Here is a 20,739-nt window from a genome sequence, read left to right as displayed (position 1 = left end):
AGTTGCATCTACGAGATGCCCTTCGTAGTGGCTGAATTGGATCCTGAACAAATCTCATTCTCCCACCACGACAGGGCATTTCGCTGTTTCAACCCACCCAGGCCGCCACCTAATCGGTGTATCCAGGTTTAGGTCACGTCTGGTTACGTGCGGCTCGGCGGTACCTGCAGGAGCAGCGGAGGGCTGTCGCGGGGGCGCTCGCCGACGGTGATGTGCAGGCCGCGGTGGTCGCCGCCGCCGAATGTCCGGCCACATTCCTGGAAAGCCACCCGTCCTCGGCGCTGTACCTGCTCGCTCTGCCCCGCCATGAGCTGCTCGGCGCCCGCGACGTTGCTGCCGAACTCGCGGCCGATCTCCGCGCTCTCGACGGCGACCTGGGGGCGCTCATCGTCGAGCTCGCCGAGAGCATGTGGGGCCGCCGTGACCGGCACGCAATCGCGGCGATCCGGGCCTGCGTGGTCGATCTGCCGACCGCGTTGCTGCTGCGCGCGCAGCATCCGCCGGACCCCGGGACACGCGACCGGCTCACCGCCGCGGTCCGCGCAGTCCTCGCACTCACACCCCCGGCACCCAAGTCCAGGAAGGAACCGACATGAGGACAGGTCCCGCGCTGCGCACCAATCTCCGAATCTGGAACACGCTGCAGAAGATTCCGTTCGGCACGTGGATGTTCAGTCAGGCGGTATGCCTGAAGGCCCCCTACTTCCGCTCCGTGCATCCCGCCGTCGAGGAACTCCGGGTGGGCTACTGCCGCGCGACCGCACATAACCGCCGCGGCGCGCACAACCACCTCGGCACCTTCCACGCCATCGCGTCGTGCAACATGGCCGAGCTCGCGGGCGCGTTGATGACCGACGCCACCATCCCGCCGACGCACCGCTGGATCCCGGTCGGGATGACCGTCGAGTACAGAGCACAGGCCAAGACCGACGTCACCGCCATCGCGCATCTGGAATCGATTCCTGAGTTCGGCTCCGAGGCAACCGAACTCGTCGTTCCAGTGGATATCACCGATGCGGCCGGCACGGTGTGTGTCGCCGCCCGGATCACAATGCGGATCTCTCCGCGTCGCAGCTAGCCCTCAGGCCGCCACCGCGGTGCCGCAGATACCGCAGACCTCGAACACGCGCCGCTTCCATCGCGCCACCGGGATGAAGAACAGCGTGAGTTGTTTGAACTCCCGCATGCGGTTCCACTGGCTGGTGTTGTGACAGCGCGGACAGGTCCGCACCTGTCCGGCGCCGAGGTAGGCCTGTTTGGTGCCGTACCCGAAGAAGAGCAACATGCCGTCAGCCTCCTGAACTCATACGCTGATCACCGTCTTATGCGGCGCACCGCCAGGATCCCGGCTGATCAGTCCCTGTTCGGCGAAGGCATCCAGCCATCCGCCCATCGGCCAGGTACCCCATCGGCGGTGATAGATGTGTGCGTTGCGCACGATGTCGTCGAGGTGCCGCACCGGCGGGTTCTCGACCGGGTGGTGCTGGTGGAAAGCGTGCGCCCCGCCCACCCAGCACATCGGCACGCCCCTGGCTGCGGCGCACTGCCCGAAGTCGGTGTCCTCACCACCGTAGCCCACGTACTCCTCGCAGAAGCCGCCGATCCGATCCCAGGTCCCTGCGCGTACGGCGAACGACAGCGACCAGAACAACGCGTAATCCGTTGTCGGAAGCACAGTTCCGTCGGGAGGTGACGGTCGGGCGGCGTGCGGTCGCCGGTGGTCGTCCAGTGTCGCCAGGTCATACCCGGCGGGTCCGGCCGGGGGCAGGTAGGTGACCGGACCGCACAGCAGCGCGTCCCTGTGCTCGGCCCGCCGAGCCGCTGCCCGGTAACGGCCGGTCAGCACGGCCGACGGGATGCAGTCGACGTCGAGGAAGATCAACAGTTCGGCTCCTCGGTCGAGGGCGCTTCGGGCGCCGGCGTTCCGCGCCCTCGCCAGCGGCAGCGGTGCCGCCGCCCGGCACGAGACGACGTAGCCGGTGTGCCGTTCAGACTCCGCGACCGCGACCACGTCGGGGTCACCGAGCGCCACCACGACGTGGTCGTCGACGGGCTCCGTGCTGCACTGCAGACCCCGTATCTGGGCGCGCAGGTGCCGGTGCCGTCCGTGCACGATCGTGATCACCGCTGTCTTCATCGCCGGGCCGCCTTTCCACGGCACCGGACCGCGGTCGACTCGATCGCCGCGGCGGCCCGCGCTGCCGCTCCGTGCACCTGCCATTGCCTCCACCGCTGCGGGTCGGTGGTGAGTGCCCGTTGCAGCACGACGGGCCAGTCGTCATCGGATGGCCACCGCGGTGCGGTGACAGCCAGACCGTATCGGCTCAGCACCGACGCGGTCATGTGCTGCTCGTCGAAGGGCCGAGGCTGCGGGATGACGACCGCAGGTCGGCGGGCCGCCGCGATGTCGGCGACACTGTTCTGGCCGGCGTGACTGACCACGACGTCGGCGTCGCACAGGTAAGGCCACGGGTCGTCGGTCCAGATTCCGGACGCGCCACCGAGGGCGGTACAGGTGACGTCCTGCACGCACGCCCGGGCGGCGCCGAACCCGTCGGCAGCGCCGCCGAGCAGCAGCACGTGCAGGTCGCGCCGGTCACTGGACCGTGTCGGCATCGGTCGGTTCTCGAAGCGGCTGACGCCACCGACGTAACTGGTCTTGTGCTCGTGCGGTTTCAGCCAGTGCGGGGTGTTCAGACCGGCGGGCCAGGCGGCCAGGATGTGGTCGGCCATCTGGTGCACGACGACATGCGGCGGATCGGTCCGGTCCCCGGGCAGTGCGACGATGACGGTCGGAATCCCCAACAGCCGCAGGAACATCGCCACCTCGACCGACACATCGACCACGCACAACTCGGGCCGCGCGTCGGCGACCCACTGTGCCAGCGCCTGCATGCGCGCCCCGAAGCCGCTGTCGTAGTGGGGCGCCCAGTGCAGCGCCCCGTGCGCCGTCGGTTCCGAGACGTGTTCAGCCACGTCGTCACGCGGAAGCCTGACGATCGAGGAGAACGGATGCTGTTGCGGCACAGTCGCCGAGGTCAATGCCGTCACGGGCCTGCACAGATGCGAGGTGATGCTGACGGCCCGGGCGAGGTGGCCGTACCCGTGATGGTGGATGTAGTAGCCGATCATCGGTGTCGTCACCCCTGGGAGAGATCATCTGTCGATAGATTGCGAGGTAGGCCCGCACCATTGCCGCGGCAGAGCAGCGGCGCACGGCGTGCTCGTGCACCTGCCGTCGGGGCAGCCGCGCGGCCGCCGGGATCGCCGCGGCCAGCGCCTCGATGTCGTCGGGAGCTACCAGGCAGCCCGACTGGGGTGTCACCAGTTCGGGGATCCCGCCCCGCGCGAAGGCGACGACCGGTGTGCCGCAGGACATCGCTTCGGCGACCACGAGACCGTACGGTTCGTCCCACGTCGGAGTCACCAGTGCGACCGAGGCGGCTCCCACCAGGCGGGCCAGGTGCTGCTGGGTGAGATGGCCGGCATACCGGACGGCTTGACCCAGGTGCGGTTCGACGGCATCGGCGAAATACGCGGGATCGGAGATCGGCCCTGCCAGCATGAGATTGCGACCGGCAAGCCGGGCGGCATCGATAGCCAGGTGCGGAGCCTTTTCCGGGGTGATACGCCCGAACCAGACGGCGTGCTGCCCGCACGGTCCCAGCGGCCACCGCCGGGCGTCGATTCCGTTGGGCACCACAGTGAACGGGACGCCGGCGGGCGCCCAGGCAGTGGCGGTGTGTTCGGAGACGGCGGCGAAGCGGGTACCCCGGCCGCCGGTGGCCTGGACGGCCGACTCCAGCCACGGCGTCGGCGGGGTGTGCACCGTGGTCAGCATCGGTGTGGACAGCGTGGGCGCCATCGCCACGGGCAGATAGTGCAGGCTGTGATTGTGGATGACGTCGAAGCTCTCGGCGTGGCTGCCTGCCAGGCCCAACATCAGCGCCAGGTAGGCATGGTGGTCGTCCATGAACTCCTCGGCGGGCATGGAGACGTCCGACCGTGCCGCATCGGAGAGTTTCAGCTCGCGCACCGTCAGCGACGCGCAGCCCGGGGCGGGGTCTGAGCCGGGGGCGGCGAACAGTGAGACCCGTTGCCCCTGGTCGGCCAGCGCTCGGGCCAGGTGCCAGACATGCGCTTCCAGGCCGCCGGCGAACGGCTGGCTGACGGGGTGGCGGGACGATGCGATCAGCGCGATCCGCAGCGGGCGCATCATTTCAGTGCCTTCTCGTAGAGGGTCCTGTGCGCGCCGGCCAACTGCGCCCGTTCGGCGGACCGCTCCCTCCAGGAGGCCCGGGGGGCCGGCGTGCCGCTGCGCCAGCGCTCATGAGCCGTCTGCACGGCCATCTCCAGGGACGCCACATCGAACTCGGTTTCGGTGAACGTGAAGACACCACACGGCTGCTGCTCGGCATAGAACCCGCAGCTCGGTGCGATCACGGCGGTGCCCAGGTCGAAACAGGCTTCCAGCCAACCTGAATGCGTTCCGAATCGGTAGGGCAACACCGACACCGACAGTCCGGAAAGGTAGTCCCACAGTTGCGCATCCGAGAAGTAGGGGTGCATACACACCTCGACATGCTCATATCGGTCGAAGGCCAGCACCGCCTTCCCGAATCGTGGTGCGTACCAAAGGCTGCCAGGTTCGAAGACCTCATCGTGAATGTTGATGCGCAACAGCGCGTCCGGCAGAGTATCGGTGATCCCGGTCAGCGCGTGCAGCACCGGCAGCGGATCCATGTTGGCGCGCAAGCTCTTGACGTGGACCCCGACCACGAAGCGGTCCTGTTCCCTTCGGGTGGCCTCGATGTGCGGCCGCTCCAAGACATGGGGATGCGCGAGCACGTGAGCGGTGCGGTCCCACCGGCGCCGAATCTCCTGGGCGGCACCGGGTGTCAGGGTGATGATTGTTTCCGCCGCGGCGACCAACACGTTCTGCTGCAGCCGGTGCGCCTCGGGCTCACGGTGGTGCGGGTTACGCAGATCGTGGATGGTGTACACCAACGGCTTGCCGTGGAACTTCAGTTCCTGCATCACCTCGGACAGCACCTCCGCACCCACGGCATCGAACCCGAAGTGGACGTGGAACACGTCGAAGCGGTCATGGTTGGCGGTGACCCAACCGGGTTCCAGCATCAGCGGAGGCCACCACCCGCCCGGCACCTTGCGTCCGTCGGTGGGCACCGGATCGACCAGCCGGACCACGTCGTCCCCACCTGCCGGGTCGGCCAGATGTCGTACATACACATGGGAGGCCGGCACTGAAGCCACACGCAGCAACGATCGTCTCCTCACCCGGAATGTGAATACGTTGGGAACGCACGATGTCCCTGCGTACTGAAGAACTCGGCCCAGCCGATTTACCCCGCGGCTAGGGCGCCAAACATGACGGTTCGTTCATACTCAGGCGCGGCGTCACGCGTGACGCACGCTCATCACCACGCCGACCACCAGTCCGTCGCCGAGCAGCGTGCCCATCTGGTCGGACTGCTGCTCGGAGAGCTGCCAGGTGCGTGTTCTCGCGTGCCGGCGGCGGAGTTCCTCGTCCACCGTGTCGACGCACTGTTCCCACGCGTGCGGCATGGCGGGCAGGTCGGCGGTGCAGAGCTCGGCGTCGACGCGTAATCCGGCCGCGCTCAGCAGTTTCGGCAACGAGTCCCTGGTCGGGAAGTTGTTGCCGTCGGGTTGCTGGTCGGCGTCGAGGTCCTGCTGGGCGACGAACACGAGCAGGCCGATCCGGCCCGGTGGCCGGACCGCGCGGCGCAGTTCGGTGAGCACGCCGAGTTGGTCGGAGGTGGTGCACAGCACCCCGAGGCACCAGGCGGCATCGAACGCGTTGTCGGGGAACGGAAGCGCACCCGCGGTGGCCTGTACCACCGGGTACGGGAACAATGTGCGCGCCGCCCGGCATGCCCCGGCCTGCGGTTCCACCAGGACCGGCGACACCGGCATGCGGTCGGCGGCGTAGGCGGCGGGCCCCCCGACACCGGCCCCGCAGTCGAGCAACGCCTCACCTGGTCGCAGCTGCAACCGGTCGACGAGCCAGTCCAGCGCCGCGGGGTTACCGCTCCCACGACAGCCGGCCGGAATGTGGTACTCCGGGCCGAGATCACGTGCCAGTTCGGCGGTCCATTCGGCCACGGTGTCGAACTCCGCCTCCATCGCCTCGCTCATGACCCCAACCTTTCCGCGCGAATACGTTCCCCGACTTCGGCTTTGATGCGGGCGCCGACCTTGGTCCCGCCGGCCGACGCCAGTCCGGAGATATTGACCCCGGCCACGCCGTCGATGGCCAGCAGCGCCCGCGCCTCGGCGACGGCGGCCTCGATGCCCGCCTCGACCGGGTCCGCCGCGTTCAACACGGCGGTGACCACCTCCGGGTCAAGGGCCAATCCCGGAAGTCCCTGCAGGACGGCCGCGGACACCTCGTCGGTGAACACCGCCACCGCCGCCAGAACCGGAATGCTCAGTCCCGCAGCATGTGCCGCCGCCATGAACCCGGCGACCGAAGCCGGCGACGACACGTGGTTCAGGACGGCGATCCGGGCTCCGGCGTGCTGCTTGTGCACCAGCCGGCGGGGGCGTCCCGCGATCGGCGGCGCGGTGATGGTCTCCGGCACCGCGGCGGTCACTCCCAGCGACGCGGCCAACTCGACCAGCCGCGGCCCGTCGAGGTCGAAGGTCTGGGTGACATCGGGGCGCACGTCGTAGCCGCGCCCGTCGCCGGTCACACACAGCACCGTCTGCACGCCGATCAGCGACAGCCCCCGCACCTCCTGCTCCAGCACCACCCGGTTGCGGTCCCGGCAGGACAGCGTGATCCACGGGGTCACACCGGCGTCCAGCAGCAGTCGCCCCATCAGGGTGGGCGGGAAGTCGGGCCGGTTCTGGTGTTCGCCGACCAGGACGGCATCGCAGGACGGCGCCAACGCCGCCGCGGTCGCCGCGACATCGGGGGGATCGAAGGGGGCGCAGGTGAAATCCGTCAGGATCAGCGGGGCCGTGGCCGGTTCACGCGGGGCCGGCGCGTCGGCCGGCCATGGCACGACGTCGGGAAAAGCGCAGGGGCCGGGGCGCATTTCACACTCGCCGCCGGGCCGTACGCCTCCGCACGGCCCGAATGTCATCCGCTTGGGACAGCCCTCGTCCATGCATCACCCCCGATCGGCCTACAGTTCAGCTGCGGGGGTTCCCCTCCGCACCGCGGATTAGTCCTCGCGATCCCGGCGGGTGAGGCGGACCACAGCGCTCCACGGCCGGCCCACCGGAGGGCGGTGCGGGTCGGGCTGCGGCAGCAGCGCGGCCAGCCGCAGTAGCCACGGCAGCCGGCGCAGCCGTCTCGCGACGACCAACACCGACTCGACTTCGCCTGCGCGCCAACCGCGTTGCTCGAAATATCGGACGCCCTCGGGCGGGGCGAATTTGAACGGCGCATTGCGCAGCAGCCCGCCGGTCTTCTCGTTTATCCACTTCCGCAGCCCCGGTCCGGCCAGGTCCAGCAGCCACCACGCCACCTCTGGCCGGTTCAGCGCGCGCGACAGTTCGTCGACGTCGGAGGGTTCGAGGTACATCAGCAGGCCCTCGGTCAGTACGAGCGCTTTCGTCGCGCCGGCCAGCGCCGTGTCCAGGAACCGGTCCCGCGCGGCCGGATCGGCGAGGTCGACGGGATAGCGGGTCAGCCGGCACCTGGGCGTCTCACCGGCGAGCAGCTGTTCCTTCTCACGGATCAGGCCGGGCAGATCGCCTTCCACCCAGTCCAGGTCTGCGGGCAGGTCCAACCGGTACGGCCGGGTGTCCAGTCCGGCCGCAAGATTGAGGACACGGTCGCAGCCGGCGGCGACGGCGTCGCGGATGAGATCGTCGATCGTCTTGGTGCGGGCCACCATCCACCAACCCGAGCGCAACATCCGCGGGACGTTCGCCACGATCTGGTGTCCGCGCTCGCCGGTGAGCCGGTCGGCATAGGGGTCGTCGAACACCGCGTCGGCACGTGCCGACTCGATGGCGCGATATGCCGCGACCCATCGCGCGGTGTCCGAGACGTTGGCCACCAGTTTTTCGTCGCTCATCCCGGTGACGGTACGCGCGCGGCGGGTACCCACCGCGGGTGTTGACTGCTGCGCTGTTCGGGATCACCGCATCGAGCGCGCTGGTGATCGGAGCCCTCGTCGGCGTCCGGTGGGATCTGCCCAAGAAGGTGACCGGCGTGCTGCTGGCCTTCGCCAGCGGCGCGCTGATCTCCGCGCTGGCCTTCGAATTGTTCGAAGACGCGTTCCAGCTGGGCGGGGCGCTGCACTCCGGACTCGGCCTGCTCGGCGGCGCGGCCGCGTTCGTCGTGGCCGACAGCCTGCTCGACCGCTACATCAGCGGGAGCTCCGGCCCCCAGCAACGCGAAGTGGTGTCTGACGGCGCGGGCCGCGGGGTCGGACTGGCGTTGCTGGCCGCAGTCACCCTGGACGGCGTTCCCGAGAACCTGGCGCTCGGTGTCTCCCTCGTCGGTGGAGCGTCGCTGTCCTTGCTGGTCGCGATCTTCCTCTCGAATTTTCCCGAGGCCCTGGTCGGCGGGATGTCGATGCGCAAATCCGGGATGAGCGGACGGGCGGTCATCGGAGTGTGGCTGGGGTGCGCCGCGCTGCTCGCCGCCGCGGTGGTGGTCGGTCGGGTCACCGCCGGTCAGCTCAGCGAACCGGTGCTGGCGCTGGCACTCGCGTTCGCCGGCGGCGCGGTGCTGGCCTCACTGGCCGACACGCTGATGCCCGAGGCGTTCGAACACGGCCGCCCGCTCAACGCGTTCGCGACCGCCGGCGGGTTCTTCCTGTCCTTCGTGCTGGCGGGCTGACCGCACGGGCTACCAGCCGGCGGTGCGGGCCAGGTCGATGGCGTACTGGCTGACGAACGTGCCTGCGCTGGGCGCGCCGCGGCAGGCGCCGTCGGACTCACCGGGCCGCTTGACCCACAGGAACGCGTCGACCATGGGGTTGCCGGTGTCCGTGGTGGGGCGCGCACCGAGGGCGCGACCGCTCGGGTTGCACCAATAGAGATCGTCGCCTTCGACCGGCCCGGCGCCGTTGCGCGACGTGTCGACGACAAACGGCTTGCCGCCCGTCATCCCCGAGATCGCGCCGCCGTAGCCCACCGACTCCTCGGTGGTGAAGAAGTTCGCCGTGTTGAGGCTGAAGCCGCGGGCCTTCTCGATGCCCACCTGGTTCAGCCGGCCGGCCATCACGTCCGCGGCGACCCAGCGCGGGTGACCGGCGTCGACGTACACCGCGGTGCCCGGGTTGCGGGTCAGGGTGTCGACGGCGTAGCGGATCAGCTCGATCCGCTCCTGCTGCTGACCGGGGGACAGACAGTCGATCATGGCCAGCGCGTCGGGCTCGAGGATGACCGCCGCGCGCCCGGACCCGATGGCCGCCGCGACACCGTCGATCCAGGACCGGTACCCCCCGGCCGAGCCGAAGCCGCCCGCGGCGTAGCTGCCGCAGTCACGGTTGGGGATGCCGTAGAGCGCCAGCACCGGCATGGTGCCGGCGGCCTGGGCGGTGGCGATGTACTTGGCGTCCACCGCCGGGGTGGAGATGTGGTCCATCCAGTACGCGGTCGGGGTGTTCACGACGGCGGCCAGCAGCGGATCCGGGTTGCCCGCGGCGGCACGCGTCCCCTTCGAGTTGGGGTTGACGTAGAACGGCAGGCCGACCAACGGGTTCGCCTCGGCGGCCAGCCGCACCGCGGGCGCGGCGGCCGGGGCGGGTTCGGTGACCAGGACGGCGCCGGCGACAGCCGCGACGGCGGCGCAGGGGGCGATCAGGCGGGCGAGCACAGCAACGGCGGAAAACGTCACGCGAGAAAACTTAGTGGGGCTGTGCAGCGAGTGCCAACCGCCGTCGAGGTGGGTACTCCCCTTCGCGGGCCGGCGCCGATGCCGCCCCTCGACGGAATCGAGGACCACGGGTGCTGCGAATCGCGCTGATCGCCCACAATCACTTCCCCATCCGCGAACCCTTCGCCGGCGGCCTGGAAGCTCACGTGTGGCATCTGACTCGCGCGCTGGTCGGTCTGGGCCATCGGGTAACCCTGTTCGCCGCTCAGGGCACGGACCCGGGGTTCACCCATCCCGGGTTGACCGTGCGCGCGCTGCCGCGCAGCGAAGCCGCCGCGGTTCCGTTCCCGCTACCGGGCGCGGTGAAGCAGTCCCGGCACGACGCGTACGTCGCGGTGATGTCCGAGCTCACCGAGGACCACCCGTGGCGTTTCGACGTGATCCATAACCACAGCCTGCATTACGTTCCGATCCGGTGGGCGCCGTACCTGCGCACCCCGATGCTGACCACGCTGCACACCCCGCCCCTCCCCCTGCTCGAGGCGGCGATCGGGTCGATGAAGGATTCGGACCTCGCCTTCGCCGCGGTCAGTCGCAACGCCGCGGACGCGTGGGCGCACGTCGGCATCGAGCGGCTGGCGGTCGTCCCCAACGGGGTCGACGTGTCGCGGTGGCCGCTGGGCGCCGGTGGCGGCCGGTATCTGGTGTGGTCGGGGCGGATCGTCCCCGAGAAGGCGCCGCACCTGGCGATCGACGCGGCGGTGCGGTCGGGTCACCACCTCACGCTGGCCGGCCCGACCGTCGACGCCGAGTACTTCCGGCGCCGGATCGAGCCCCATCTGGGCGACAGGGTGCGCTACGCCGGACACCTCGACCAGCGAAGTCTGGCGTCGCTGGTGGGTGGCGCCGCGGCGGCGCTGGTCACCCCGCGGTGGAATGAACCGTACGGGCAGGTGGTCGCCGAAGCGCTGTCGTGCGGCACTCCGGTGGTCGCCTTCGCCCGCGGCGGCGTCCCCGAACTGGTCGACCGGGATTGCGGACGCCTGGTCCCACCCGAGGACACCGCGGCGATGGCCGCGGCGATCCCCGACGCCGCCGCGCTGTGCCGGACGACGGTACGCGCGAAGGCCGTCGCGAGACACAGTGTCGCGACGATGGCCGACCGGTACGTCGCGCTCTACCGCGACCTCATCGACCGGGCCGTGCGCCGCAGGCTCGACCGACCGGCGTGAGTGCGGGTCCGCCCTGCGCCGCTCAGTATCGTGTCCCGTGATGGGTGCCGATCGATCCGACGGGGCAGCGCGGCGCCGGCGCGCGTTGCACTTCGCCCTGAAGGGGCGCCGTGAGCCCGCGTCGGGCGCCGGCCAGCGCCGACGCACCTCCGGCGGGCTGAGCGAGCGGCACACCCGCAAGGTTCTCGACCTGACCATCCGGCTCGCCGAGGTGATGCTGTCGTCCGGCTCGGGCACCGCGGACGTCGTCGCCACCGCCCAGGACGTCGCGCAGGCTTACCAGCTCACCGACTGCGTGGTGGACGTCTTCGTCACCACCATCTTCGTGTCCGCGCTGCCCACCGCCGACAGCCCGCCGGTCACCATCGTGCGGGCGGTGCAGGCACGCTCCACCGACTACACGCGGCTCGCCGACCTCGACCGGTTGGTCCGCAGGATCACCTCGGGCGGGGTATCGGTCGATGAGGCCCACGAGGCGATGGACGAGCTGAGCGAGCAGCCGCACCCCTACCCCCGCTGGATCGCGACCGCGGGGTGGGCCGGCTTCGCCCTCGGCATCGCGATGCTGCTCGGCGGTACCTGGCTGACCTGCATCCTGGCCGCGGTCACCTCGGTGCTGATCGACCGCAGCAGCCGGCTGCTCAACAAGCTGGGCACCCCGCTGTTCTTCCAGCAGGCGGCGGGGGCGCTGATCGCGACGTTGATCGCCGTGGCCGCGTTCCTGTTCGCCGGGCAGGGCCCGACCGCGCTGGTGGCCACCGGGATCGTGATGTTGCTGGCGGGCATGACCCTGGTCGGCTCGGTGCAGGACGCGCTGACCGGATACATGCTCACTGCGGTGGCCCGGCTCGGCGACGTGCTGTTCTTGACCCTCGGCATCGTCGTCGGCATCCTGGCCGGTTTGCAGATCGCCGCCCTGGCCGGCATCGAGATCCAACTCCGTGTCGACGCGACCGAGTACTTCGTACTGCCCACCACGCCGACACAGATCGTGCTGGCGGTGACGGGCGCGGCGCTGGCGGGTGCCTGTCTGGTCATCGCGAGCTACGCCAAATGGCGGTCCGTGCTGACCGCGGGCATCGCGGCAGGTCTCGCCGAGGCCGTGTTGATCGGCCTCGGCAGCGCCGGTTTCGGCCAGGTCGTCGCGACCGGCACCGCAGCGGTGGGTGTCGGCCTCCTGGCCACCGTGATCTCGATTCGGCGGCAGGCGCCCGCGCTGGTCACCGCGACTGCCGGCATCACCCCGATGCTGCCGGGCATGGCCGTCTTCCGGGCGGTGTTCTACTTCGCCGTGGAGCGGGATTTCACCGCGGGCATGGCGCAGGCACTCGCGGCGGCGGCCACTGCGCTGGCGATCGGCGCCGGCGTGGTCATGGGTGAGCTGGCCGGCTCGCCGCTTCGTTACCGCGCCGGGCGGATCAGCGACTTCCTGCGGGTGGAGGGCCCGCCCGGGCTCCGGCGCGCGGTCGGCAACGTGGTGGCACTCCGCCCCGCCGCAGATCAGCAACCAGGCCGCAGCCCTCACCAGCGGTCGTGGAGCGTCGCGCTGGAACCCGAGTTGTCGGACACCAAGGCCGAGCCTGATTCCGGCAGGGAAGATCCAGCCCCGGACGATGAGCACCACACGAGCGATGACGTCCGGGATGTTTAGCCCCGGCAGATAACGAGCAAGCGCTTCTCATGTCCACCACCCACGAAGACCCACCACCGGGAGTCCTGAAGAAGGCCATCACCGCGTCGGCGATCGGCAACGCGACCGAATGGTTCGACTACGGCATCTACGCCTACGGCGTCACCTATATCTCGGCGGCGATCTTCCCCGGGGACGCCGCCAGCGCGACGTTGCTGGCGTTGATGACGTTCGCGGTGTCCTTCCTCGTCCGTCCACTGGGTGGATTCGTCTGGGGACCGCTCGGTGACCGGCTGGGCCGCAAGCGGGTGCTGGCGATGACGATCGTGCTGATGGCCGGGGCCACGTTCTGCGTCGGACTGGTGCCCAGCTACGACATGATCGGGATGTGGGCACCGTTCCTGCTGGTGCTGCTCCGCATGATCCAGGGCTTCTCTACCGGCGGTGAGTACGGGGGCGCCGCCACGTTCATGGCCGAGTACGCGCCGAGCCGGCGCCGCGGGCTGCTCGGCAGCTTCCTCGAGTTCGGCACCCTCGGCGGGTTTTCACTGGGCGCGCTGCTGATGCTGGGCTGCTCCCTGGTCCTCAGCGACGAGCAGATGCACGCCTGGGGTTGGCGGCTGCCGTTCCTGGTGGCCGCGCCACTCGGCCTGATCGGGCTCTATTTGCGGTCACGGCTGGAGGACACCCCGGTGTTCCGGGAGCTCGAGGAGAAGGGTGAGACGGAATCGGAGACCACCGCTCAGTTCCGCGATCTGCTGGGCCGGTACTGGCGGCCGATCCTGCAGTTGGGCGGACTGGTGGTCGCGCTGAACGTCGTGAACTACACCCTGCTGACCTACATGCCGACGTACCTGGAGACCAAGATCGGGCTGACGCCGGACCAGTCGCTGATCGTGCCGGTCATCGGCATGCTGTCGATGATGGTGTTCGTCCCCTTCGCCGGACTGCTCAGTGACCGGGTGGGACGCAAGCCGTTGTGGTGGTTCTCGTTGGTCGGTCTGTTCGTCGCCGCCGTGCCGATGTTCCTGTTGATGGGCACCAACCTATGGGGCGCGGTGATCGGCTACGCGCTCCTTGGGCTGCTGTACGTGCCGCAGCTGGCGACGATCTCGGCGACGTTCCCGGCGATGTTCCCCACCCAGGTGCGCTACGCCGGATTCGCGATCGCCTACAACGTGTCGACGTCGCTGTTCGGCGGCACCGCACCGGCGGTCAACGACTGGCTCATCGGCGAGACCGGCGACCTGCTGTTCCCCGCCTACTACATGATGGGCGCGTGCGTCATCGGCGCCATCGCACTGCTCAAGGTGCCCGAGACCGCACGGTGCCCGATCGGCGGGACCGTCACGCCGGGCACCGACGAGGCGCCGGACCCGGTGCCGTTCGAGAGCGCGCGCAGCGGGGGCTGAGCATGGGCGCTTGAGCGTCGGGCCATGCGGAACACCCTGGCGGGTTCTTCCGGACGTCGATGCGCCCCAATTGCCACAGGAAGCCGCGGTTTTCAGTGAATGGGCGAGTAGACCTCTGGAAAAGGCGGATTCCTGTGACTCATGCGGTGTCGCGGGAAACATAGCCGTCGCCGACATCGGGCTGCGTGACGCACTCACGGCTATGTGCGTGACGTACTCTGACCGCGAGATCAACGGAGGTAAGCGCGGTGAGGGCCGATCAACGTCGTGCGGTGGAAGTTGCCGACGCGTTCGGCCGTGCCGCCAAGTCGGTGGTGCGGTCGTTCGACGAGCGCCTCGGCGAGCACGGCGTGTCGACGCCGCGATCCAAGTTGCTTGCCGAAGTCCAACGGCTGCAACCGGTTCGGCTGGCCGATCTGGCCCGCGCGGTGGGTGTCACGCAGGGCACCGCGTCCAGCCTCGTCGACGCGCTGGTGCGTGACGGGCTGATCGAGCGGGCGCCCGACGCGAATGACCGCCGCGCGGTCCGGTTGACGACGACGCCGGCCGGGGCAGCACAGGCAAAGCGCTGGCTGGCCGATTACGCCGCGGCCGCGCACGAGTTGCTGAAGGGGTTGACCCGCGACGAGCAGGAGACCCTGACCCGACTCCTCACCAAGCTCGCCGACAGCCTGAGCTGAGCACCGCCCCACACCGAGGGCTCCGAAGCGTTCATCGGTGCCGGCCACGTCCGTTGACACCCTTGACCTCTCGCCATATAGTTCGAGGCACAATAGTTTGATATCAAAGGAGTTGTCGATGAGCTCGCCATCCACGTTCACACTCGGAAAGTACGAGGTTCACCGCGTCGGATTCGGCGCGATGCAGCTGCCCGGACCCGGCGTGTTCGGACCTCCGCGCGATCATGACCAGGCGATCGCCGTGCTGCGGCGCGCCGTCGAACTCGGCGTCGACCACATCGACACCGCACAGATCTACGGGCCCGATGTCGCCAACGAACTGATCAGAGAGGCGCTGCACCCGTACCCGGACAACCTTGCGCTGGTCAGCAAGGTCGGGGGCACCCGCGACGACCAGGCCAACTGGCTGCCCGCGCAGCAGCCGGAGCAACTGCGCCGCGACATCGAAGTCAACCTCGACACCTTGGAGACCGATCAGCTGGCAGCGGTGAATCTGCGGATCTTCGACAGCGGTGAGCCGGGTGCGGTTGACCGCCCGCTGTTCGACCGTCAGCTCGACGCGATGATCGCCGCGCGCGACGAGGGCCTCATCGCCGGTATCGGATTGAGCAACATCAGCCGCGAGCATCTCGAAATCGCCTTGGAGCGCACCGATATCGTGTGCGTGCAGAACGCGTACAACCTGGCTGACCGCTCGTCACAGCCGGTGCTCGATCTGTGCGTCGAGCGCGGAATCGCGTTCGTACCGTTCTTCCCGCTGGGTTCGGCGTTCACCCCCGACAATCCGGTGCTCGGCAACGCGACGGTGCGGCGCCTGGCCGCCGAACTGGATCGCACGCCGGCACAGATCGCGCTGGCGTGGACGCTGAAGCAGGCGCCGAACGTGTTGCTGATTCCCGGCACGTCGTCGGTGGCGCACCTGGAGGAGAACATGGCCGTCGCGCAGATCGAGCTGCCCGACGACATCTCTTGGTAGACACTTTTCATGGCCCCGACGCGCAGCGTGACCCTGGAAACGCTCGGGGCGTGGGTCATCAAGTGCAACCCGAACAAGACCCCGCTCGCGCCGATGCTTGCCGCCGGCGAGGCCAAACGCATCTGGTGTATCGCCGGCAACTACCGGTCTCGACTCATCCGGCCGGGCCACCGGGTCCTGTTCTGGGTGTCGTCACACCCCGAGCGGGGATTCTGGGGCGACGGTCGCGTCACCGGCCGGCCCGTCGCCGAGGGGGGCGGGCTGCAGCTGCCCGTACGCATTCCGCTGCTGCGCGAGCCGCTCACCGCGGTGAGGTTGTCGTCGATCTCCACGCTGGCGTCGATGGAGGTGTTCCGCTCCCCTCAGCAGGCCAATCCGTCGTGGGTGAGCGCGGCCGAACTGGCAGCCATCGACACACTATTGGCCCGGCTCTGAAGGGTTGCATCGCCTCGTACGGGATACACCGGGAATACCCATAGGAATCACGATCGTTGGAGGCAGCGTGAGCGAACAAGCAGAGTTGAGTCCCACCGACTGGGTCCGCGACCAGACCAAGCGCATCCTGGAGCAAGGCACCACCGACGGCGTCGAAATTCTCGACCGCCCGGTCGTGCTGTACACCACCACCGGTGCGCAGTCGGGCAAGAAACGCTACGTGCCGTTGATGCGCGTCGAGGAGAACGGCCGCTACGCAATGGTGGCGTCCAAGGGCGGCGATCCGAAGCACCCCAGCTGGTACTTCAACGTCAAGGCCAACCCCGCGGTCACCGTCCAGGACGGTGACAAGGTAGTGGAGGGCACCGCCCGTGAGCTCGACGGCGACGAACGCGAGCATTGGTGGAAGCTGGCCGTCGCGGCGTTCCCGCCGTACGCCGAGTACCAGACCAAAACCGAGCGACAGATCCCGGTCTTCCTCATCGAGCCGGTCGAGTCGGACCGACCCGCGGAATAGCCTTCCTGGTCGCGGTTACACCCTGCGGGGGAGCCCTGGCTTCACGCTCGCGGGGTCTATTCGACGCGACCGTTCTCGACCCGCCATGAGCGATCCAACCGGACGTTCTGCAGCATCCGTCGATCGTGGGTGACCAGCAGCAGCGCGCCCGCATAGGCGTCCAGGGCCTGTTCGAGCTGCTCGATGGCGGGCAGGTCGAGATGGTTGGTCGGCTCGTCGAGCACCAGCACGTTGGTGCCTCGGGCCTGTAGGAGTGCCATCCCGGCCCTGGTGCGTTCGCCAGGCGAGAGGTGGTCGACGGCGCGTTCCACGTGGTCGGCGCCGAGCCCGAATTTCGCCAGCAGCGTCCGCACGTCGGCGGTCGGCCAGGACGGCACCTGCTGCTCGAACCGGTCGAGAAGCCGATCAGGGCCAGTGAAATACGCACGGGCCTGGTCGATTTCGCCGATCTCGACACTGGCACCCAGGCTCGCCCGCCCCTCATCGGGCCGCTGACGGCCCAGCAGCAGGCGCAGCAACGTCGACTTACCCGCCCCGTTGGGGCCGGTGATGCCGATGCGCTCCCCGGCGTCTACCTGCAGTGACACCGGGCCGAGCACGAAAGCGCCTTGCCGCACAACAGCTTTGTCGAGTGTCGCGACCACCGCACTCGATCGCGGCGCCGCCCCGATGGTGAACTGCAGCGTCCATTCCTTGCGGGGCTCCTCGACCTCGTCCAGGCGGGCGATCCGGCTCTCCATCTGACGCACCTTCTGCGCCTGCTTTTCACTGGATTCGGTGGCCGCACGGCGACGGATCTTGTCGTTGTCGGGTGCCTTGCGGATCGCGTTGCGCGTGCCCTGGCTCGACCATTCCCGCTGTATACGCGCGCGGGCCACCAGGTCGGCCTTCTTCTCGGCGAACTCCTCGTACTGTTCGCGCCGATGCCGGCGGTTGACCTCGCGCTCGTCCAGATAGCTGTCGTATCCGCCGCCGAATACGGTGGCGGTGTTCTGCGCCAGGTCGAGTTCCAGTACGCGAGTCACGGTGCGGGACAGGAATTCCCGGTCGTGACTGACCAGGACAACTCCGCCGCGCAGCTCGCCGACGAACCGCTCGAGCCTGGCCAGGCCGTCCAGGTCGAGGTCGTTGGTCGGTTCGTCGAGCAGCACGATGTCGAACCGCGACAGCAGCAGCGCCGCCAGTCCCACCCGGGCGGCCTGCCCGCCCGACAGGGCGGTCATTGGCGTCGTGTCCGGACGCACGGCATCGGTGTCGAGTCCGAGGTCGGCCAATACTGCCGGCAGTCGCTCGTCGAGGTCGGCGGCGCCGGCGGCAAGCCAGTGGTCCAGCGCGGCCGCGTACGCGTCGGCGCCGTTGCCCGCGTCGTCCAGCGCGGCGGCCGCGGCGTCCATGGCGCGCGTGGCCTGGGCACATCCGGTGCGGCGCGCGACGTAGGCCGCCACGGTCTCGCCCGGGACGCGTTCGTGCTCCTGGGGCAGCCACCCGACGAATGCGTCGGCCGGCGCGACGCTGACCGAACCTCGGAGCGGATCCAGTTCCCGGGCCAGGATTCGCAGTAGGGTGCTTTTGCCGGCGCCGTTGGCGCCGACGACTCCGACCACATCGCCCGGGGCGACGGTCAGGTCGAGGTTCTCGAAGAGGGTGCGGTGGGCGAATCCGCCCGCCACATTCTTCGCGACGAGCGTTGCGGTCATGGCGCTATCGTCGCACTACCTTTCGGGCCCGACGGCCCCAGGGAATCGCCGTCGGCCACGGCTGCGTCGAAACGTTTGGCGATCCGGTGCACGGTGGCGTCGCGCAGCTCGGGGAGTCCGGGCGCGTTCCCCACCGTCAGTTATCCATGTGGCCCCCCGTGCGACAGCGCGGGCGGTCGGCTCTGCGAGCGCGTCGGTGAGGTAGCCGCCCGGGCCGGCCAGGTAGCGCAGCGTGGCTCGCTCGAAGAGCTTCTCCTTGGATCCAAACTCGGCGTAGATGCTGCGCCGGTGGACCCCGGTCGCCGCGGTGACGTCCGAGATCGACACGCCGTCGAAGCCGCGTTCCCAGAAGAGTTTCATCGCTTCCCGCTCGACGTGCTCGGGTTCGAATTCGCGGGGTCGTCCGACGGCCATGTACCGCACACGGATGAGCACAGCACCCTTGGCAGGAAAGCGAGCACTGGTGACGGGAGGATCGCGTGGAATCGGTGCCGAGATCGTGCGGCGGCTCGCCTCCGACGACGCCACGGTGGTGGCCATCCAGGCCGATTCCGCGGACCCGGCGCAGGTGGCACGCGCCGTCGAGCAGACCGTGGCCGAACTCGACGGCCTCGAGATCCTGGTGAACAACTCGGCCGTCGCCCACCTCGCACCGATCGACGAGTTCCCGGCCGAGGAGTTCGACCGCCTGGTCGCGATCAACATGACCAAGGGTGCGGTGTCCTCGTTCACCAGAGGACTGGCCCGCGACCTCGGATCGCGTGGCATTACCGTCACCAACGTCCAACCTGGCCCGATCGACACCGACGCCAACCCCGACGACGGTGCCTTCGCCGAGAGTCTGAAGCAGGTGACCGCGCAGGGCCACTACGGACACACCAGCGACGTCGCATCCCTGGTGAGCTTCCTGGCCGGCCCGGAGTCCGGCTACATCACCGGGGCGCACCTGAACGTCGACGGCGGCTTCACCGTGTAGGGCTCGACCGGCGATGCCTGCTTCGGCTTGTGGCGGGCCGACCTCGGCGCGTTAGTGTGCTTGGGTCGGCCTCCATGACCAGCCGACGGAAGAGTTGAGCACATCTATGACTGCACCAGCAGAAGCCTCGCCGCTCGAAGCGCGGGTCGGCCACCACTACCAGATGGACGGCACCTACCTCGTCGGTCGCGAGAAGGTCCGCGAATACGCCCGCGCGGTGCAGGACTACCACCCCGCGCACTGGGGCGTCGCCGCGGCCGCCGAGCTGGGCTATAGCGACGTCGTCGCGCCGCTGACATTTACTTCGGCCCCGGGCATGCAGTGCAACCGCCGGATGTTCGAGGAGATCGTCGTCGGCTACGACACGTATCTGCAGACCGAAGAGGTCTTCGAGCAGCACCGGCCGATCGTCGCGGGTGACGAGCTGGTCATCGACGTGGAGCTGTCGTCGGTGCGCCGGACGGCCGGCCGGGACTTCATCACCGTGACCAACACCTTCACCGACACGCGCGGCGAGCGGGTGCACACCCTGCACACCACCGTCGTCGGGGTGACGGCCGAAGACATCGACGCCGGAGTCAAGACCGCCGTGCAGAACGCGATGATGCACGATATGAACATCCTCGACATCGGGGGATCCGAGGACGACTACGAGAAGACGGTGCGGCCCGCGGGCGACATCCGGATCTCCGACGGGGCGCTGACCCGCACGCCGGGTACGCCGTCCTTCGACGACGTCAAGGCCGGCGACGTGTTACCCGTCCACCACACCCGACTCTCCCGCGGCGATCTGGTGAACTACGCCGGCGTCGCCGGCGACGCCAACCCGATCCACTGGGACGAGGACATCGCCAGGCTGGCCGGCCTGCCCGACGTGATCGCCCACGGCATGCTCACCATGGGTCTGGGCGCCGGCTTCGTCTCGGCCTGGTCGGGCGACCCCGGCGCGGTGACCCGCTACACGGTGCGGCTGTCCCAGCCGGCGGTGGTGTCGGCCAAGGAGGGCGCCGACATCGAATACAGCGGCAAAATCAAGTCATTGGACCCCGAGACCCGCTCCGGCATCGTGCTGGTCGGCGCGAAGTCGGCGGGGAAAAAGATCTTCGGTCTCGCCACGATGCACATCCGCTTCCGCTGAGCCGGGAGGTCATGGTGGTCGGCACCATCTCCACGCTGAACCGGTATCCGGTGAAGTCGATGCTCGGTGAGCGGTGTGCCGGTCTGGAAGTAGTCGGTCGGCCGCCGCGGTCGAGCGGTCCGACCTGATGACGTCCTCACCCACGGGCTCGACTGCGGCGAGGTCGCGCCGCGCTGCTCGGTGCCGACGCTCAAACGCGGTGCACTGAACCGATTCCCGCAGT

General features: G+C 69.0%; 22 protein-coding genes and 1 pseudogene. 12 read left to right on the top strand and 11 right to left on the bottom strand.

The window, feature by feature from the left end; genetic code table 11:
* Window positions 1-116: 116 nt before the first annotated feature.
* The gene (locus tag ACXMYJ_RS22240; RefSeq protein WP_460358884.1) at window positions 117-596 is read left to right on the top strand and encodes a TetR/AcrR family transcriptional regulator; all 480 of its coding nucleotides are present in this window, start codon (window positions 117-119) and stop codon (window positions 594-596) included.
* Window positions 593-1,078, top strand: coding sequence for a hotdog fold domain-containing protein (locus ACXMYJ_RS22235; protein WP_460358883.1), 486 nt, complete (start codon window positions 593-595; stop codon window positions 1,076-1,078). The genes ACXMYJ_RS22240 and ACXMYJ_RS22235 overlap by 4 nt, the downstream gene beginning before the upstream one ends.
* Window positions 1,079-1,081: 3 nt before the next feature.
* Here ACXMYJ_RS22235 and ACXMYJ_RS22230 read toward each other — a convergent pair whose 3' ends face one another.
* From ACXMYJ_RS22230 to ACXMYJ_RS22195, 8 genes are all read right to left on the bottom strand, one after another.
* On the bottom strand, window positions 1,082-1,285 hold the full coding sequence (locus ACXMYJ_RS22230) for a zinc ribbon domain-containing protein (RefSeq protein WP_260755977.1): 204 nt from the start codon (window positions 1,283-1,285) through the stop codon (window positions 1,082-1,084).
* 18 nt (window positions 1,286-1,303) lie between these two features.
* Window positions 1,304-2,137, bottom strand: coding sequence for a glycosyltransferase family 2 protein (locus ACXMYJ_RS22225; RefSeq protein ID WP_460358882.1), 834 nt, complete (start codon window positions 2,135-2,137; stop codon window positions 1,304-1,306).
* A complete protein-coding gene (locus ACXMYJ_RS22220; protein WP_460358885.1) occupies window positions 2,134-3,027 on the bottom strand; it encodes a glycosyltransferase in 894 nt (297 codons plus the stop codon). The genes ACXMYJ_RS22225 and ACXMYJ_RS22220 overlap by 4 nt, the downstream gene beginning before the upstream one ends.
* On the bottom strand, window positions 2,981-4,219 hold the full coding sequence (locus ACXMYJ_RS22215) for a glycosyltransferase (RefSeq protein WP_460358881.1): 1,239 nt from the start codon (window positions 4,217-4,219) through the stop codon (window positions 2,981-2,983). Before ACXMYJ_RS22215 ends, ACXMYJ_RS22220 begins: the two co-directional genes overlap by 47 nt.
* A complete protein-coding gene (locus ACXMYJ_RS22210) occupies window positions 4,216-5,283 on the bottom strand; it encodes a glycosyltransferase family protein (RefSeq protein WP_460358880.1) in 1,068 nt (355 codons plus the stop codon). The genes ACXMYJ_RS22215 and ACXMYJ_RS22210 overlap by 4 nt, the downstream gene beginning before the upstream one ends.
* A 135-nt stretch (window positions 5,284-5,418) precedes the next feature.
* Complete coding sequence (locus tag ACXMYJ_RS22205) at window positions 5,419-6,177, bottom strand: class I SAM-dependent methyltransferase (protein WP_460358879.1); 759 nt, start codon at window positions 6,175-6,177, stop codon at window positions 5,419-5,421.
* Window positions 6,174-7,154 (bottom strand): methylenetetrahydrofolate reductase, encoded by a 981-nt coding sequence (locus ACXMYJ_RS22200; RefSeq protein WP_443189289.1) that lies wholly within the window; start codon window positions 7,152-7,154, stop codon window positions 6,174-6,176. Before ACXMYJ_RS22200 ends, ACXMYJ_RS22205 begins: the two co-directional genes overlap by 4 nt.
* A 57-nt stretch (window positions 7,155-7,211) precedes the next feature.
* A complete protein-coding gene (locus tag ACXMYJ_RS22195; RefSeq protein WP_460358878.1) occupies window positions 7,212-8,072 on the bottom strand; it encodes a class I SAM-dependent methyltransferase in 861 nt (286 codons plus the stop codon).
* Window positions 8,073-8,110: 38 nt separating this feature from the next.
* On the opposite strand from ACXMYJ_RS22195, the gene ACXMYJ_RS22190 reads away from it, so the two are divergent.
* Window positions 8,111-8,842, top strand: a complete 732-nt coding sequence (locus tag ACXMYJ_RS22190) for a ZIP family metal transporter (RefSeq protein ID WP_260755984.1) — start codon at window positions 8,111-8,113, stop codon at window positions 8,840-8,842.
* A gap of 9 nt (window positions 8,843-8,851) precedes the next feature.
* On the opposite strand, the gene ACXMYJ_RS22185 is transcribed toward ACXMYJ_RS22190, so the two are convergent.
* Window positions 8,852-9,844, bottom strand: a complete 993-nt coding sequence (locus tag ACXMYJ_RS22185; protein ID WP_260755985.1) for a glycoside hydrolase family 6 protein — start codon at window positions 9,842-9,844, stop codon at window positions 8,852-8,854.
* 110 nt (window positions 9,845-9,954) lie between these two features.
* On the opposite strand from ACXMYJ_RS22185, the gene ACXMYJ_RS22180 reads away from it, so the two are divergent.
* The 7 genes from ACXMYJ_RS22180 (at window position 9,955) to ACXMYJ_RS22150 (ending at window position 16,705) form a co-directional block, all read left to right on the top strand.
* Window positions 9,955-11,055: a glycosyltransferase gene (locus tag ACXMYJ_RS22180; protein WP_313901356.1), complete on the top strand. Its 1,101-nt coding sequence runs from the start codon at window positions 9,955-9,957 to the stop codon at window positions 11,053-11,055.
* Between the two features lie 40 nt (window positions 11,056-11,095).
* Window positions 11,096-12,706, top strand: a complete 1,611-nt coding sequence (locus tag ACXMYJ_RS22175) for a threonine/serine exporter family protein (RefSeq protein ID WP_443189291.1) — start codon at window positions 11,096-11,098, stop codon at window positions 12,704-12,706.
* A gap of 29 nt (window positions 12,707-12,735) precedes the next feature.
* A complete protein-coding gene (locus ACXMYJ_RS22170) occupies window positions 12,736-14,097 on the top strand; it encodes an MFS transporter (protein WP_260755987.1) in 1,362 nt (453 codons plus the stop codon).
* Between the two features lie 272 nt (window positions 14,098-14,369).
* Window positions 14,370-14,777 carry a MarR family winged helix-turn-helix transcriptional regulator gene (locus ACXMYJ_RS22165; RefSeq protein WP_260755988.1) on the top strand — a complete coding sequence of 136 codons (408 nt, stop codon included), beginning with the start codon at window positions 14,370-14,372 and terminating at the stop codon, window positions 14,775-14,777.
* Window positions 14,778-14,895: 118 nt separating this feature from the next.
* Window positions 14,896-15,753 (top strand): oxidoreductase, encoded by an 858-nt coding sequence (locus ACXMYJ_RS22160; RefSeq protein ID WP_460358877.1) that lies wholly within the window; start codon window positions 14,896-14,898, stop codon window positions 15,751-15,753.
* 9 nt (window positions 15,754-15,762) lie between these two features.
* Window positions 15,763-16,188 (top strand): hypothetical protein, encoded by a 426-nt coding sequence (locus tag ACXMYJ_RS22155; RefSeq protein ID WP_260755990.1) that lies wholly within the window; start codon window positions 15,763-15,765, stop codon window positions 16,186-16,188.
* 67 nt (window positions 16,189-16,255) lie between these two features.
* On the top strand, window positions 16,256-16,705 hold the full coding sequence (locus ACXMYJ_RS22150) for a nitroreductase family deazaflavin-dependent oxidoreductase (protein ID WP_260755991.1): 450 nt from the start codon (window positions 16,256-16,258) through the stop codon (window positions 16,703-16,705).
* A gap of 56 nt (window positions 16,706-16,761) precedes the next feature.
* Here ACXMYJ_RS22150 and ACXMYJ_RS22145 read toward each other — a convergent pair whose 3' ends face one another.
* Window positions 16,762-18,402, bottom strand: a complete 1,641-nt coding sequence (locus ACXMYJ_RS22145; protein WP_460358876.1) for an ABC-F family ATP-binding cassette domain-containing protein — start codon at window positions 18,400-18,402, stop codon at window positions 16,762-16,764.
* Window positions 18,403-18,437: 35 nt separating this feature from the next.
* Window positions 18,438-18,816: pseudogene (locus tag ACXMYJ_RS22140) on the bottom strand (TetR/AcrR family transcriptional regulator); the annotation flags it as partial.
* Between the two features lie 13 nt (window positions 18,817-18,829).
* On the opposite strand from ACXMYJ_RS22140, the gene ACXMYJ_RS22135 reads away from it, so the two are divergent.
* Both ACXMYJ_RS22135 and ACXMYJ_RS22130 read left to right on the top strand, forming a co-directional pair.
* Window positions 18,830-19,378 (top strand): SDR family oxidoreductase, encoded by a 549-nt coding sequence (locus tag ACXMYJ_RS22135; protein WP_260755994.1) that lies wholly within the window; start codon window positions 18,830-18,832, stop codon window positions 19,376-19,378.
* A 106-nt stretch (window positions 19,379-19,484) separates the two neighbouring features.
* Window positions 19,485-20,516, top strand: coding sequence for a fused (3R)-hydroxyacyl-ACP dehydratase subunits HadA/HadB (locus tag ACXMYJ_RS22130; protein WP_260755995.1), 1,032 nt, complete (start codon window positions 19,485-19,487; stop codon window positions 20,514-20,516).
* Window positions 20,517-20,739: the final 223 nt, after the last annotated feature.

Source organism: Mycobacterium sp. ZZG (assembly GCF_054786995.1).
This window is presented reverse-complemented; position numbering and strand designations above follow the sequence as displayed.

Coding starts and splice junctions, on each gene's coding strand:
- ACXMYJ_RS22155 (WP_260755990.1), top strand. CDS start 15,763: ATGGCCCCGACGCGCAGCGTGACCCTGGAAACGCTCGGGGCGTGGGTC.
- ACXMYJ_RS22235 (WP_460358883.1), top strand. CDS start 593: ATGAGGACAGGTCCCGCGCTGCGCACCAATCTCCGAATCTGGAACACG.
- ACXMYJ_RS22175 (WP_443189291.1), top strand. CDS start 11,096: ATGGGTGCCGATCGATCCGACGGGGCAGCGCGGCGCCGGCGCGCGTTG.
- ACXMYJ_RS22160 (WP_460358877.1), top strand. CDS start 14,896: ATGAGCTCGCCATCCACGTTCACACTCGGAAAGTACGAGGTTCACCGC.
- ACXMYJ_RS22135 (WP_260755994.1), top strand. CDS start 18,830: ATGAGCACAGCACCCTTGGCAGGAAAGCGAGCACTGGTGACGGGAGGA.
- ACXMYJ_RS22200 (WP_443189289.1), bottom strand. CDS start 7,154: ATGGACGAGGGCTGTCCCAAGCGGATGACATTCGGGCCGTGCGGAGGC.
- ACXMYJ_RS22225 (WP_460358882.1), bottom strand. CDS start 2,137: ATGAAGACAGCGGTGATCACGATCGTGCACGGACGGCACCGGCACCTG.
- ACXMYJ_RS22170 (WP_260755987.1), top strand. CDS start 12,736: ATGTCCACCACCCACGAAGACCCACCACCGGGAGTCCTGAAGAAGGCC.
- ACXMYJ_RS22205 (WP_460358879.1), bottom strand. CDS start 6,177: ATGAGCGAGGCGATGGAGGCGGAGTTCGACACCGTGGCCGAATGGACC.
- ACXMYJ_RS22130 (WP_260755995.1), top strand. CDS start 19,485: ATGACTGCACCAGCAGAAGCCTCGCCGCTCGAAGCGCGGGTCGGCCAC.
- ACXMYJ_RS22230 (WP_260755977.1), bottom strand. CDS start 1,285: ATGTTGCTCTTCTTCGGGTACGGCACCAAACAGGCCTACCTCGGCGCC.
- ACXMYJ_RS22195 (WP_460358878.1), bottom strand. CDS start 8,072: ATGAGCGACGAAAAACTGGTGGCCAACGTCTCGGACACCGCGCGATGG.
- ACXMYJ_RS22215 (WP_460358881.1), bottom strand. CDS start 4,219: ATGATGCGCCCGCTGCGGATCGCGCTGATCGCATCGTCCCGCCACCCC.
- ACXMYJ_RS22145 (WP_460358876.1), bottom strand. CDS start 18,402: ATGACCGCAACGCTCGTCGCGAAGAATGTGGCGGGCGGATTCGCCCAC.